The following is a 12,775-nucleotide window of genomic DNA, read 5'->3' as shown; positions in this document are numbered from 1 at the left end:
TTGGAGCCTCAGCCCTTCAGCCGGTCCAGATTGTCGGCGATATAGGTCTCCAGTGAACGCGGCGCATGGCCGGTCAACGTTTCGACATCGCCAGTCACCACGGCCGTCCAGCCTTCGCGCACGGGATAAAAGATCGAGGCGAGAAACGAGGCGTAGTCCTGCGGCACGCCCGCGCCGGTGAGAATGCCGATGAAGACCTCATCCGAAACGGCAGCGTAAGAAACCGGCTTGCCGATCGCCTGCGAAATCAGCGCGGCCGCTTCGCCGTAACCCAGGGCTTTCGGACCCGTCAGGTTGAAAGCCTTGCCATTGAAGGCGTCAGAGGTCAGCGCGGCGGCGGCGCTGTCGGCGATATCGCGAACATCGATAAAGCTCGACTTACCCTCGCCCGCCGGAACGGCGATCTGGCCATGGTCGATGCCCGCCTTCCAGTAGCTGTGGAAATTATCGGCGAACCAGTTGGGGCGCAGGATGACGTGAGGCGTGCCCGAAGCGATGATCTTCAGCTCGATCTGGCGATAGGGAATGGAATCATCGGCATCGACGCCGAGGACGCTGAGGAACACGATCTTCACCTTGCGGCGCGCGGCCTCCTCGACAACGGGCGTCAGCGCGTCGATGGCATCCAGACGACCGCCAGCCAGGATGAGGAACAGACGGTCAACGCCATCGAAGGCATCCGCATAAGTCGATGCGTCGGTATAATCGAAACGCACACCTTCCGCGCCGCCCGTGGCGTTGCCGCTACGCGAGGCCGCCTTAACGCTTTCGCCCTTGGAAAGAAGCGCTTTCACCAGCGGCGTGCCGATAGTGCCGGTGGAACCGATTACGAGTATCTTGCCTGCCATCTCAAATCTCCGTAGTATCTAATGGAAACCATGTTTCGAAAACACAGGTACTGCGTTTTCGAAATCATGAAAAGAGAGCACTTTTCGGTTATCTGGTATCCTCGCGGAAACCGGCATAGCCCTGAAACGACGGAACAAACCCATGGAACGTATCTATGACGTCTATGAAGACCGCTGCCCCACCCGCATGGTGCTGGACAGGATCGCCGACAAATGGGCGCTGCTGATCCTCGACCGGCTGCGGGTGGAGGCGGTGCGCTTCAACCTGCTGCGCCGGGAGATCAAGGGCATTTCGCAAAAGGTCCTGTCGCAAACGCTCAAGAAGCTCGAACGCGACGGGCTGATTTCGAGGCAGGTCTTTCCGACTGTGCCGGTGACGGTCGAATATTCGCTGACGCCGCTGGGGCGGACGCTAACCGACACGGTGGCGGCACTTGCCCATTGGGCGGAGGGCAATATCGACGCGGTGATGGCGGCGCAGAGGGCTTATGATGAGCGGGCGGCGGTTTAAATCGAGGCGCGGCATACCCATGCGCCCCTCATCCCTGTGCTTGTCACAGGGATGAGGGAAGAAGAAAGTATCGCGCGCACCCACCGGGCTTTGCGCCTGTCGCACTCCCCAAAATCCCTACCGCGAAATCCGCGTCGAAAGAATGATCGACGACAACGTCCGCTCCACGCCGTCAAGCGAGCCGATCCTGTCGATCAACCGGTCGAGGTCGAGGATCGAAGGGGCCGCCAAAATCGCGATCAGATCAAACGTGCCGCTCACCGAATGCAGCGTCGTCACCTCCTTGATGGCGGCAAGCGCCGCCGTGACGCCGGGCAGCGCCTTCGGTGCGATGGTGATCAGCACATGGGCGCGCACCAGCCCCGAAAGATAGCTTTCCGAAAGCCTCACACCATAACCGGCAATCACCCCGTCCGCCTCCAGCCGCTCGATGCGGGCCTGCACCGTGGTGCGCGAAAGGCCGAGTTTGCGCGCCAGCTCTGCCACCGGCATGCGGGCATTTTCGGAAAGCAGGCCGAGCAGCGCCCGGTCCTTGTCGGCAATCGTCATAGTGACCAATCCTGTCGTCTAATTGCTCAATATTAACTATCTATCCGCACATAGTGAAGCTGCGAATCGTCAAAAAAAGTTGGCATTCTGTCTTTAAAGCGCATCCGGTGCGCAGACATGCGAATTTACTGCGGGGAACAAAAACATGAAAAACATTGTCGTCATCGGCGCGGGCAATATCGGTTCGGCAATCGCCTGGATGCTGGCCGCCACCGGCGATTATCGCATCACGGTTGCCGATCGTTCAGCCGATCAGCTGGCCAATGTGCCGGCGCATGAACGGGTCGACACCGAAATCGTCGACATTACCGACCGTCCCGCTCTGGAAGCACTGCTAAAAGGCAAATTCGCCGTGCTCTCCGCCGCCCCCTTCCACCTGACGGCGGGTATTGCCGAAGCGGCCGTTGCCGTCGGCACGCATTATCTCGATCTCACCGAAGACGTGGAATCCACCCGCAAGGTCAAGGCGCTGGCGGAAACGGCCGAAACCGCGCTCATTCCGCAATGCGGCCTCGCCCCCGGCTTCATCTCCATCGTCGCTGCCGATCTCGCCGCCAAGTTCGACAAGCTGGACAGCGTGCGCATGCGCGTCGGCGCTCTGCCGCAATATCCGTCCAATGCGCTCAACTACAACCTCACCTGGAGCACGGACGGGCTGATCAACGAATATATCGAGCCCTGCGAAGCGATCGTCGAAGGCCGCCTCACCGCCGTTCCCGCCCTTGAGGAGCGCGAGGAATTCTCGCTCGACGGCGTCACCTACGAGGCGTTCAACACCTCGGGCGGCCTCGGCACGCTCTGCGCGACGCTGGAAGGCAAGGTGCGGACCATGAATTACCGCACCATCCGTTATCCCGGCCATGTGGCGATCATGAAGGCGCTTCTGAATGACCTCAACCTGCGCAACCGTCGCGATGTGCTGAAGGACCTGTTCGAAAACGCCCTGCCCGGCACCATGCAGGATGTGGTCATCGTCTTCGTCACCGTCTGCGGCACCCGCAACGGCCGCTTCCTGCAGGAAACCTATGCCAACAAGGTCTATGCCGGCCCGGTTTCCGGCCGCATGATGAGCGCCATCCAGATCACTACCGCCGCCGGCATCTGCACGGTTCTCGACCTGCTCGCGGAAGGCGCCCTGCCGCAGAAGGGCTTCGTTCGACAGGAGGAAGTGGCGCTGCCGAAGTTCCTCGAAAACCGGTTTGGCCGGTATTATGGCTCGCATGAGCCGCTGGCGCGGGTTGGGTGAGAAATATAAACCGGGCGAAAAAATATCTCCTCCCATTCCTCCGTCATACCGGCCTCGAGCCGGTATCCAGCCAGCCCAAGTCCCTGGGCTGAAAAACCCTTCTCGCCGCGCAGACGCGCGGCGGCTGGATGCCGGATCAAGTCCGGCATGACGGCGAAGGTGACGAATCCATTACGTCCCGCAAAACGTCCTGAACACCCGCTCATGGCTCATCGGCGGCTGCATATAGACGAAATTATCCGGCCGCTCCTCGAAGGGCGTCGCAATCGCCTTCAGCATGGCGTGGAAGGGCTCGAAGTCATCCTCTTCCACCGCCGCTTCGATCAGTTCCTCGATACGATGGTTGCGCGGGATGATGGCCGGATTGGCAGAGAGCATTGCGCCTGACCTTTCGGAATCGGAAATCCCCTCACGACCGGCTCTTTCCCGCCAACGGGTGAGAAATTCGTCCGCCCCCGCGATATCGATGAACATGCCGCGGAATGGCTCGGCGTCGCTATTGGCCGCATGGGAAAGACGCCGGAAGGTCAGCGTATAATCCGCTTCCGATGCCTGCATCAGCGCCAGCAGCGCCTGCACCAGATCCATGTCGCCCTCTTCCTCGGTCGTCAGGCCAAGCTTTTCGCGCATGCCGGTAAGCCAGCGTTGGGGAAAGGCGGCGGCGAAATTGGCGAGAACGGCATTGGCGAGTTCGGCGGCTTTTTCCACTTGCGGATCGAGCAGCGGCAGCAGGCATTCCGCCAGCCTTGCGATGTTCCATTGCGCGATGCCCGGCTGATTGTTGAAGGCGTAACGGCCCTGCGCATCGATGGAGGAAAAGACCTTGTTGGGGTGATATTCATCGAGGAAAGCGCAGGGGCCGAAATCGATGGTTTCGCCTGACACCGCCATATTGTCGGTATTCATCACGCCATGGATGAAACCCACCATCATCCAGCGAGCGATGAGTTCGCATTGCCTCCCGGCGATGCCGCGCAGCAGGGCGAGGTAAGGATTTTCGGCGTCTTTCGCCTCGGGATAATGACGGTCGATCACGTAGTCCGCGAGGTTTTTGATCGCCTCGTCATCCTCACGCGCGGCGAAGAACTGGAACGTGCCGACACGGATATGGCTTGCCGCCACGCGGGTGAAGACACCGCCCGGCAGGCCGACTTCGCGCTGCACCCTTTCGCCGGAGAGGACAGCCGCCAGCGCCCGCGTGGCGGGGATGCCAAGTGCAAACATCGCTTCCGAAACGATATATTCGCGCAGCACCGGGCCAAGGGCCGCACGGCCGTCTCCCCTGCGTGAAAACGGCGTCGGGCCGGAGCCCTTGAGCTGGATATCGCGGCGTTTGCCGTTACTGTCGATCACTTCACCGAGCAGAATGGCGCGGCCATCGCCCAGCTGCGGCACGAAGCCGCCGAACTGGTGGCCGGCATAGGCCATGGCCAGCGGCTCGGCCCCCTGCGGCACGACATTGCCGGAAAAGATCGCCGCCAGCCTTTCATCATCAAGGCCGGCCACATCGAGAAGGAGTTCGTCGGCCAGCCCGCGATTGAAAGCGATGAGGCGCGGCGCCTTCACCGGCGTCGGCAGCACGGCGGCGCTGAAGCGTTCCGGCAGGCGGGCATAGGAATTGTCGAATTTCATCACGGATAAACTCCCTGCTTTGCCCCTATATGGGGCTGGAAGGCGACGGATGCGAGCGATAAATGCCGCGCCTCGTCCATGGCTTCATTCAATTTTGCGCAATGAACTTTCCCGCGCCATCATCGTTCCTATGCTTGACCAGCAGAATGCCGAACGGAAAGGAAAAGCAATGACCGTTGTTGAAGCCGCAGCCGAACCGGAAAGCGCCATCCGCACCCTCCACACCGAACTGCCTGTCAACGCCACCTTCCATGTCTGGCTGAAGGCGAAAAAAGATGCCGAGCCCGGCGCCGTCTCCTTTTCCAATCAGAATGGAAAATTCGCTGAAGTTTCAAGCGTCAACACGGAAGAGTTCGGTTTTCGAATCTATCAGGTGTTTGGCGGCGGCCATGTGGAACTGAGTTACGACACCGTCACGACAGCCGTTTCCGTCATCTACTGGTTCACCGCGTCCGATGTGCTCGAAACCGGCATCACCGTTGTCCATACCAAGCCTGATAATGCCGCACCCGAACTTCCCGGCAGCTATCACTTCCGTCCGCCCTTTGGCTGGATGAACGACCCGAACGGCTTTGGCCGCTTTGAGGGCCGCCCGCATCTGTTTTATCAGCATTATTCTCACGGGCTGCGCTGGAACACCATGCATTGGGGCCATGCCGTCTCCTCCGATTACCTTCGCTGGCGGCACCTGCCGATCTTCCTCTTCCCTTCAGAGGATCTGACGACGCGGCCGGACAAGCGCGGCGGCGCCTATTCCGGCTCGACGATTCCGCTGGTGGAAGGCACCGGCATCCGCGTCTTCTTCACCGAGCAGGTGCAGGACCGCATTCCCGAGCAGCAGATACAGCTGACCGCCACCTCGTCCGATCTCATCATGGCTGGGCAGGCCGAGGTCATTCTCGGCACCCGGCCGGACGGACAGGGGCTGACACCGGATTTCCGCGACCCTTACGTCTTTCGTGGCCCGGATGGCCTGTGGAAAATGGTGCTTGGCAGCCAGAGCGATGGCGGCGGCGTCATTCTGCTCTACGAAACGCTCGACCCCACGGCGGCATCGGGCTGGACCTATGTCGGCAAACTGTGGGTGGAAACACGCTACAAGACAACGGCCATCGAATGCCCCTGCCTGCTGCCACTCGATGGCCCGGTCAATGCCCGCTCCACCCGCTGGGTGCTAATTTACGGGCTGATGCATTCGGAGGACCCGGAGACCGGCCGCAAGAACCTGACCATGGCCGATGTCGGCTGGTTTGACGGCAAGGCCTTCACCAAGGAATCCGGGCAGGAACTGGATTTCGGCACCGACAACTACGCCTTCCAGGCCTTTCTCGATGGCGACAGCATCATCGGCATGGGCTGGCTGGCAAACTGGGCGGATGCCAATCCGGAGATCGATTTCCCCACCTCCATGACGCTGCCGCGCCGGATTCATTATGTGAATGGCGAGCTTCTGACCCCGCCCATCGGCGCGGCGGAAAGTCTGCGCAGCCATATTCTCGACCGCACGCGGCTTGCCGCCGGCGAACGCGTCACCTTCATCAACGGGGCGGTGGAAATATTGTTCGAGCTTGCCTCACCCGGCGCGCCCTTCGAACTGGTGCTCGATCATCCCACCGTCAAGCTTGGCGTCGTTTCCGATGAAACGGGGCTGTGGATCTGCCATGAGGACGGGCGCGACGGCCCCTCACCGCATTATATCGCCAGGGGAGCCAAGGCATCCCGCATCCGCATCTTTCTCGATTATGGCTCGATTGAGGTCTTCGCCAATCGCGGGCGATATGTGGGCACCAAGCGCATCGAAGGTTTCGAACCCGTGCGCTCGGCGCTGCTGAAGGCCGCCCCCGGCGCGGTGGTGCATGCCACCAGCTGGGCGCTGAAACCGTGAGGAACCTTTTAACGGATTGGGCGGTTGATAGACCGAAACCGCCCAATCCGCCGAAAGGAGAAACGGCATGACCAAAATCCGCGACACCAGCGATCCGATCCTGTTTCCAACCGAAGCCAATGAAAACAAGGCAGAGAAGAAACGCGCCGGCAAGGGCATCATCATCATTATCGGCGCAATCGCCATCATGTCCTTCGTCGTTTATCTGGCGGCGATCACCATCGCCGCCACCCAGTCCTGATCAAGGCCGCGAAGGGCCTTTCACTTTGTTGGGTCGCATTTCCGGACGGAAAACCCGGTTCCACTTTTTTTGGAAATGCTCTAGCGCCTTTCACCCCGCAACCCGCTGGCGGTCATGATCGCCAGCAGCGATACGACCACACCCAGCCCATAAAGATAAACCATCGGCATCGTCACATCCGCACGCTCGATCTGCGCCACGAGATCGCTGGCGGCGGCGACAGTGCCGCTTGCGCCAGCACCGGCCGCAGAGCCGAGCGTCGCGACCGTCGGCAAAAGCGCACCCGTCATCTTGCGTTCCTCTTCCGGCGCTGCTTCCATTGCCGCCTGGCTGATACCGGCCCAGGACATGCCGAAGGCCGATCCGATCAGGATTTGCCCGAGCAGCATTTCTCCCCAGTTGCCGGTCGCCAGCCCCAGCCCCAGCAGGGCGCAGCCCGGCACCATCTGGTAGGGACCGTAATGCAGGCACAGTTCCCGCAGGCGGCTAGAGCGCAGGCTGCCGATCAGCATTGCCACGAAGCTCCAGGCAAGCGGCATCGTCACCACGATGAAACCGGCAAAGGTGGGCTCATGCTGCCAGAGATTGATGGCGACATAAGCGAGATAGACGCTGCCCAGCGCATGGGCATAGGACATCAGGAACAGCACCCAGAAACCGCTGCCGAGCACCGTCTTCAGCCGGAAGGAATTCTTCGGGAACAGTCCGACGGAAGGCCGGGTGCCCGCCCGCAGCGACGCCCACAACAGCGCCGCCCCCGCCAGCAGGGAAATCGCCCGCAGGCTCGCATCCTCGAAGGCGGAAGGAGCGGAAAAGGCCAATGCGCCGACAAGGCAGAAAACCAGCGGCACCAGCGGTTTGCGCGTCGCCGCCACCGGCCGCTCGGCGGAGACGGCAATGGTGGTATAGGCCAGAAGCAGCAGGATCAGCGGCGCCGACAGCAGGAAGGTGGCGCGCCAGGAGATGTGTTCGGTGGCAAAACCGCCGGTCAGCGGGCCGATGAAGGAGGCGACCGCCCAGATCGCCGCCTCGATGGCGAAGACCTTCGGCAACAGGCCGGAGCGGAAACCGGCGGGAATGAGACTGTAGCACACGGCGACGATCAGCCCGTCTGCCAGTCCCTGCAAGGCCCGGCCGACGACGACCCACAAAAAGTCACCTGCAATTGCCGAGAGAACCGAACCGAAGGAAAAGATCAGGCAGCACAGAAGCAGGACGGCGCGCGCGCCAAAACGTTCGCGAAACAGCACCGCAGTCACGCCGCCCGCCACGGAACCGACGAAATAAAGACTATAGGCCCAGCTGTAAAAACCCGCGCCGCCGATTTCGTTCACGGCCACGGGCAAGGCCGTCACGACAGCGAACTGATTAAAAGCGTGCAGGCCGATACCGGAGGAGATGACGGTCAGTAGCGAGAGATTCGCCCCGCTCAGCAATTCGCCCCAGCCGTTTTTCTCCGCCATTTCGATACTCGACAAAGCCGTATCCTTTCCATTTTTTCGGGTACGGCCGGCAAACTAGAACCTCAAGCGCCATTGAGGTCAAGACGCCTTTTTCACGTCATTTGTTTTGAAGGAATCCCGCACGGCAGGAACCCTCCGCGCGCCCGCTCGTTTGCCGAAGAACCGACAGAAAGGATACCGTCATGGACCGCAAGAAAATCCTGCCCCTTAACGAAGACGCCATGGACGAGGATCTGCTCGATCTCGACATCGACGCCCTTCCCGCCAAGGGAGAGATTCCGCAATCCATCGAACAGGAAATCGAGGAAGAAGAGGCCGAGAGCGAGGACGATCCCTATCAGGAAAGCGACGAGGCCCTGCCCGACGATGCGGAGGAACGGGTGATCAACCGCAATACCTCGCGGGAAGGCGGGGCTTTCGACGAGGTTTAGGGAAGACTGACGGTGCGACCGGACACGAGGCGCGTGAGCATATAGCGTAGATGATCCTGCCCGCCGAAAAAGACCGCGAGAATACGCACGGTCTTTTCACCCTCATCGATATCGAAATAAAAGACAGCCTGATTTTTCGTTACCCGGCGAAGGCCGGGTAATATTTCGGGCAACAATGTTCCCTGGAAGGGCGCTTTATGAAGCGCTTCCATATCCGCTTCAATCGACCCCACGCGTCGTACAGCGCGCGTGAAAGCTGCTGGCAAGGCGTCGCCGAGGTCGAGATAGGACTGGATGAGATGGTCGAGAATGAGGCCGAGGTCTTGATCTGTCTGTGTTGAACGCAGGACCTTATAGGCCATAGCCGGCCTTTCTGGCCGCTATCATGGCTGCTGTTCTTTGTTTACCTTCCTCAACGGAGACGAAGTCGTCCTGCTTACGATCTGCCAGCAGGTCGCGAAGCGCAGCAAGCTCGGCGTCCCTCAACTCGGTCTCCTGCCGAAGCAGTTCCAGCCCACGCTGGACGACGGCACTGAGGCTGGCGTAACGCCCTTCCTCCACCAGCCTGCGCGCGAAGCTGTCCTGTTGATCGGAGATGGAAACTGACGCCTTGACGGACATTGTGGCACTCCCTCGACAGGACAGATCATGCTACTCAGTAGCACATCTTTCCTGTTCATTCCAGCAACGAGATGCTTCAACCCGCCCTTTCCGGGGAATAACCGGCTTCGCGGATCGCCGCTTCCGCAGTTGCGGCGTCGCCCGTTACCGTGAGCCGGTGGGCGGAAAGATCGATGCTGACGGCGGCATCGGGAAGCACCTCAGTGAGAGCGCCGCGCAGCGTCTTTTCGCAATGGCCGCAGGTCATGTCTGGAATGAGGAAGGTGGTTGCACCCATGGTTTTCTCCTTCTGGCCGGTAGCGATATTTTCGCGCCGGTTGTCATAAAGTTCAGTGGGTTCGCACAGGCCTGGCGTCGTTCTTCTCAGCGCCGGCGAGATCATCGAGGATGGGGCAGTCGGGCCGGTGGTCGCCGCCGCAGCAATGGGCGAGATGGGACAGCGTCTTCACCATGCTCTTCATCTCGGCGATCTTCTGTTCGAGATCAGCGATGTGGACGAGCGCAATTTCCTTCACCGCCGAACTCTCACGGCTTTTGTCCTGCCAGAGTTTCAGCAGCGTCTCGGTCTCCTCCAGCGAGAAACCGAGCGTGCGCGCCCGCTTGATGAAGCGCAGATTGTGCACATCCTGCTCGCCATAAACCCGGTAATTATTGCCGGTGCGGGCGGCCGGCGTGATGAGGCCGATCTGCTCATAATAACGGATCATCTTGGCGGAAACGCCCGATGCTTCCGATGCCTGGCCGATATTCATGACGTCACCTCCCGATGGACCACCTTCGCCCGTTTCAATCTCAGCGCATTGGCGAGGACGAAGACGCTGGACAGCGCCATCGCACCCGCGCCGATCATCGGCGACAAGGTGATGCCGAAGGCCGGATAAAGCACGCCCGCCGCGACCGGTATCAGCGCCACGTTATAACCGAAGGCCCAGAACAGGTTTTCCTTGATGTTGCGGATGGTCGCCCGGCTCATCTCTATGGCGTTGACGGCGCCCATGAGATCACCGCCGACCAGCACCACATCGGCGCTTTCGATGGCGACATCCGTTCCCGTACCGACGGCGATGCCGATATCGGCCTCGGCCAGCGCCGGCGCGTCATTGATGCCGTCGCCGACGAAGGCGAGCACCTTGCCGCCTGCGCGCATCTCGTGGATCGCCTTCACCTTGCCCTCGGGCAGCACTTCGGCCACCACGCGGGAAATGCCGACCTGCCTGGCGATTGCGTTCGCCGTGCGGGCATTATCGCCCGTCACCATGGCCACTTCGATGCCCATCGCCTGCAGCGCCCTGATGGCGGCGACACTCGATGGTTTCAGCGGATCGGCGACGGCAATCGCAGCCGCCAGCCTGCCGTCGATGGCGGCATAAAGCGGCGTCTTGCCCTCGTCACCCAGCCTTGCCGCCGCATCCGCGAAGATATCGACGGAATGGCCGAGTTTCGCCATGAAGCGATCCGCGCCGACCTCGACCCTGCGGCCATTGACGGTGGCGGCGATGCCGTAACCCGTCACGCTTTCGAAGTTTTCGATGGTCGCAGGTTCGAGTCCTGCAGGGGTCCCCACATTCTTTTCTTCCGCAGCCCGGACGATGGCTTCGGCAATCGGATGCTCCGAGCGGCCCTCGACGGCGGCGACGAGCGCCAGAACCTCGTTGTCGGCAAACCCTTCCGCCACCACGAGGTCCGTCAGTTCCGGGCGGCCCTTGGTCACAGTGCCGGTCTTGTCGACCACGACGATTTCAGCCGAACGCAGCTCCTGCAGGGCCTGTCCCTTGCGGAACAGCACGCCCAGCTCCGCCGCCCGGCCGGTGCCAACCATGATAGAGGTGGGCGTGGCGAGACCCATGGCGCAGGGGCAGGCGATGATGAGCACCGCGACCGCATTGACCAGAGCGAATGTATAGGCGGGTTCCGGGCCGAATATCGCCCAGACGATGAAGGTCAGCACCGCAATGGCGATAACAACGGGCACGAAGAGCGCAGTGACGCGGTCCACCAGCAGCTGGATTGGCAGCTTGGACCCTTGAGCCTCCTCCACCATGCGGATGATCTGCGACAGCATGGTATCCGCGCCCACCTTGGTCGCCTTGAACTTGAAGGCGCCAGTCTTGTTGATGGTGCCGCCGACGACCGTTGCGCCGATGGTTTTTTCCACCGGCACCGGCTCGCCTGAAATCATCGATTCATCGACATAGGACGAGCCTTCGACGACTTCGCCATCCACCGCCAGCCTTTCGCCGGGACGGATGACGACGATATCGCCGGCCACCAGATCATCGGGGGAAATATCGATGGTGGCGCCGTCGCGCTCCACACGGGCGGTCTTCGCCTGCAGGCTCATCAGCTTGCGGATGGCGTCTCCCGTGCGGCCGCTGGCGCGGGCTTCGAGAAGCCGCCCGGTCAGGATCAGTGTGACGATGACGGTTGCCGCTTCATAATAGACGAATTGCGCCTCTTCCGGCAGTAGATCGGGCGCGAAGGTCGCCACGACGGAATAGGCGTAGGCCGCCGTCACGCCCAGCGCCACAAGAGAATTCATTTCCGGCGCACCGCGCAGCAAAGCGGGAAAACCGGTCTTGAGAAAGCGCAGGCCCGGCCCAAAGATCACCGCCGTCGCCAGCACGAAATAGATGTAATAGAGGTTCTGCGTCTCGATGAGACCCATCAGCCAGTGATGCATCGGCTCATAGAGATGGCCGCCCATTTCCAGCACGAAAAGCGGCGCGGTCAGGATCGCGGCAATCGTCAGGTCGCGTTTCAGCGCGCCCTCCTCACCCGCATGCTGCATATGGTCATGGCCGCCGGTTTCGCCCGCCATCTGACCATGGCCCTCATGATGTCCCTGGTGCTGGTTATGATTGTGATGGGCGGAATGATCGTGCGGTTTCGGTGTCTTCAGCGCGAACCCGGCAAGCTTTGCCGTTTCCACCAATGCGTCCCGTTCGCGCCGGCCGCCGATCGTTTCCACCGAGACCTTGCCTGAAGCCGCGTCTACCTTGACGGCGATTGTGGTGGCGACCGCTTCCAGAACGGCCTTCAGCCGCCCGGCCTGCGCCTCGTCCTGCAAGCCTTCCACCGTAAATTCCTGCCGCTCCGGCGCGATATCATAACCGACCTTCTTGATGGCGGCGCCAAGCGTGCGCGCCGAAAAACCCTCGGCGGGCTCGACGGTAAGCTTCTTCGTGGCGAAGTTCACGGAACTCGACACGACACCGGGCACCTTGGCGGCAGCCGTTTCCACCCGCCGCACGCAGGAAGCGCAGGTCATGCCCTCCACGGGAATGGAAACCGGTTCATTTCGATGGGCGTGTTTGACTGTCTCGTTCATGGGAAATCCCCTTTCGAGAC

General features: G+C 61.1%; 14 protein-coding genes. 5 read left to right on the top strand and 9 right to left on the bottom strand.

The annotated features are described in order from the left end of the window. Positions 1–8: 8 nt before the first annotated feature. Entirely contained in the window at positions 9–848 is an 840-nt protein-coding gene (locus QRN60_RS04165) for an SDR family oxidoreductase (protein ID WP_060726107.1), read from the bottom strand. Positions 849–990: 142 nt separating this feature from the next. Here QRN60_RS04165 and QRN60_RS04160 point away from each other — a divergent pair, with 142 nt between their 5' ends. Beyond that, complete coding sequence (locus tag QRN60_RS04160; protein WP_112978028.1) at positions 991–1,359, top strand: winged helix-turn-helix transcriptional regulator; 369 nt, start codon at positions 991–993, stop codon at positions 1,357–1,359. A gap of 117 nt (positions 1,360–1,476) precedes the next feature. On the opposite strand, the gene QRN60_RS04155 is transcribed toward QRN60_RS04160, so the two are convergent. After that, positions 1,477–1,908, bottom strand: coding sequence for an Lrp/AsnC family transcriptional regulator (locus QRN60_RS04155; protein ID WP_129564543.1), 432 nt, complete (start codon positions 1,906–1,908; stop codon positions 1,477–1,479). Between the two features lie 145 nt (positions 1,909–2,053). On the opposite strand from QRN60_RS04155, the gene QRN60_RS04150 reads away from it, so the two are divergent. Then, positions 2,054–3,154: a saccharopine dehydrogenase family protein gene (locus tag QRN60_RS04150; RefSeq protein ID WP_112934529.1), complete on the top strand. Its 1,101-nt coding sequence runs from the start codon at positions 2,054–2,056 to the stop codon at positions 3,152–3,154. Positions 3,155–3,325: 171 nt separating this feature from the next. Here QRN60_RS04150 and QRN60_RS04145 read toward each other — a convergent pair whose 3' ends face one another. Further along, complete coding sequence (locus QRN60_RS04145) at positions 3,326–4,786, bottom strand: protein adenylyltransferase SelO (RefSeq protein ID WP_129564678.1); 1,461 nt, start codon at positions 4,784–4,786, stop codon at positions 3,326–3,328. 169 nt (positions 4,787–4,955) lie between these two features. On the opposite strand from QRN60_RS04145, the gene QRN60_RS04140 reads away from it, so the two are divergent. Both QRN60_RS04140 and QRN60_RS04135 read left to right on the top strand, forming a co-directional pair. Beyond that, on the top strand, positions 4,956–6,671 hold the full coding sequence (locus tag QRN60_RS04140) for a glycoside hydrolase family 32 protein (RefSeq protein WP_107675294.1): 1,716 nt from the start codon (positions 4,956–4,958) through the stop codon (positions 6,669–6,671). A 67-nt stretch (positions 6,672–6,738) separates the two neighbouring features. After that, positions 6,739–6,912, top strand: coding sequence for a hypothetical protein (locus tag QRN60_RS04135; RefSeq protein ID WP_020009686.1), 174 nt, complete (start codon positions 6,739–6,741; stop codon positions 6,910–6,912). 80 nt (positions 6,913–6,992) lie between these two features. Here QRN60_RS04135 and QRN60_RS04130 read toward each other — a convergent pair whose 3' ends face one another. Further along, on the bottom strand, positions 6,993–8,381 hold the full coding sequence (locus QRN60_RS04130; RefSeq protein ID WP_284160360.1) for an MFS transporter: 1,389 nt from the start codon (positions 8,379–8,381) through the stop codon (positions 6,993–6,995). Positions 8,382–8,557: 176 nt separating this feature from the next. Here QRN60_RS04130 and QRN60_RS04125 point away from each other — a divergent pair, with 176 nt between their 5' ends. Further along, positions 8,558–8,806, top strand: a complete 249-nt coding sequence (locus tag QRN60_RS04125) for a hypothetical protein (RefSeq protein WP_165000578.1) — start codon at positions 8,558–8,560, stop codon at positions 8,804–8,806. Here QRN60_RS04125 and QRN60_RS04120 read toward each other — a convergent pair. From QRN60_RS04120 to QRN60_RS04100, 5 genes are all read right to left on the bottom strand, one after another. After that, the gene (locus tag QRN60_RS04120) at positions 8,803–9,168 is read right to left on the bottom strand and encodes a hypothetical protein (protein WP_060726102.1); all 366 of its coding nucleotides are present in this window, start codon (positions 9,166–9,168) and stop codon (positions 8,803–8,805) included. The two genes, QRN60_RS04125 and QRN60_RS04120, sit on opposite strands and share 4 nt — an antisense overlap. Then, the gene (locus QRN60_RS04115) at positions 9,158–9,427 is read right to left on the bottom strand and encodes a ribbon-helix-helix domain-containing protein (protein ID WP_003509217.1); all 270 of its coding nucleotides are present in this window, start codon (positions 9,425–9,427) and stop codon (positions 9,158–9,160) included. Before QRN60_RS04115 ends, QRN60_RS04120 begins: the two co-directional genes overlap by 11 nt. Positions 9,428–9,503: 76 nt before the next feature. Further along, positions 9,504–9,704 carry a heavy-metal-associated domain-containing protein gene (locus QRN60_RS04110; RefSeq protein WP_060723954.1) on the bottom strand — a complete coding sequence of 67 codons (201 nt, stop codon included), beginning with the start codon at positions 9,702–9,704 and terminating at the stop codon, positions 9,504–9,506. 52 nt (positions 9,705–9,756) lie between these two features. Further along, positions 9,757–10,179 (bottom strand): Cu(I)-responsive transcriptional regulator, encoded by a 423-nt coding sequence (cueR, locus tag QRN60_RS04105; RefSeq protein ID WP_003509219.1) that lies wholly within the window; start codon positions 10,177–10,179, stop codon positions 9,757–9,759. Further along, entirely contained in the window at positions 10,176–12,755 is a 2,580-nt protein-coding gene (locus QRN60_RS04100) for a heavy metal translocating P-type ATPase (RefSeq protein WP_162690374.1), read from the bottom strand. Before QRN60_RS04100 ends, cueR begins: the two co-directional genes overlap by 4 nt. Positions 12,756–12,775 lie beyond the last annotated feature (20 nt).

Origin of the sequence: Agrobacterium sp. CFBP2214 (assembly GCF_030209895.1) — a bacterium.
Lineage (GTDB): Bacteria > Pseudomonadota > Alphaproteobacteria > Rhizobiales > Rhizobiaceae > Agrobacterium > Agrobacterium radiobacter.
This window is presented reverse-complemented; position numbering and strand designations above follow the sequence as displayed.

Excerpts from the sequence above, each read along its gene's own strand:
- cueR (WP_003509219.1), bottom strand. The coding sequence starts at position 10,179 with ATGAATATCGGCCAGGCATCGGAAGCATCGGGCGTTTCCGCCAAGATG.
- QRN60_RS04145 (WP_129564678.1), bottom strand. The coding sequence starts at position 4,786 with ATGAAATTCGACAATTCCTATGCCCGCCTGCCGGAACGCTTCAGCGCC.
- QRN60_RS04160 (WP_112978028.1), top strand. The coding sequence starts at position 991 with ATGGAACGTATCTATGACGTCTATGAAGACCGCTGCCCCACCCGCATG.
- QRN60_RS04125 (WP_165000578.1), top strand. The coding sequence starts at position 8,558 with ATGGACCGCAAGAAAATCCTGCCCCTTAACGAAGACGCCATGGACGAG.
- QRN60_RS04135 (WP_020009686.1), top strand. The coding sequence starts at position 6,739 with ATGACCAAAATCCGCGACACCAGCGATCCGATCCTGTTTCCAACCGAA.
- QRN60_RS04110 (WP_060723954.1), bottom strand. The coding sequence starts at position 9,704 with ATGGGTGCAACCACCTTCCTCATTCCAGACATGACCTGCGGCCATTGC.
- QRN60_RS04140 (WP_107675294.1), top strand. The coding sequence starts at position 4,956 with ATGACCGTTGTTGAAGCCGCAGCCGAACCGGAAAGCGCCATCCGCACC.
- QRN60_RS04150 (WP_112934529.1), top strand. The coding sequence starts at position 2,054 with ATGAAAAACATTGTCGTCATCGGCGCGGGCAATATCGGTTCGGCAATC.
- QRN60_RS04155 (WP_129564543.1), bottom strand. The coding sequence starts at position 1,908 with ATGACGATTGCCGACAAGGACCGGGCGCTGCTCGGCCTGCTTTCCGAA.
- QRN60_RS04165 (WP_060726107.1), bottom strand. The coding sequence starts at position 848 with ATGGCAGGCAAGATACTCGTAATCGGTTCCACCGGCACTATCGGCACG.
- QRN60_RS04100 (WP_162690374.1), bottom strand. The coding sequence starts at position 12,755 with ATGAACGAGACAGTCAAACACGCCCATCGAAATGAACCGGTTTCCATT.
- QRN60_RS04115 (WP_003509217.1), bottom strand. The coding sequence starts at position 9,427 with ATGTCCGTCAAGGCGTCAGTTTCCATCTCCGATCAACAGGACAGCTTC.
- QRN60_RS04120 (WP_060726102.1), bottom strand. The coding sequence starts at position 9,168 with ATGGCCTATAAGGTCCTGCGTTCAACACAGACAGATCAAGACCTCGGC.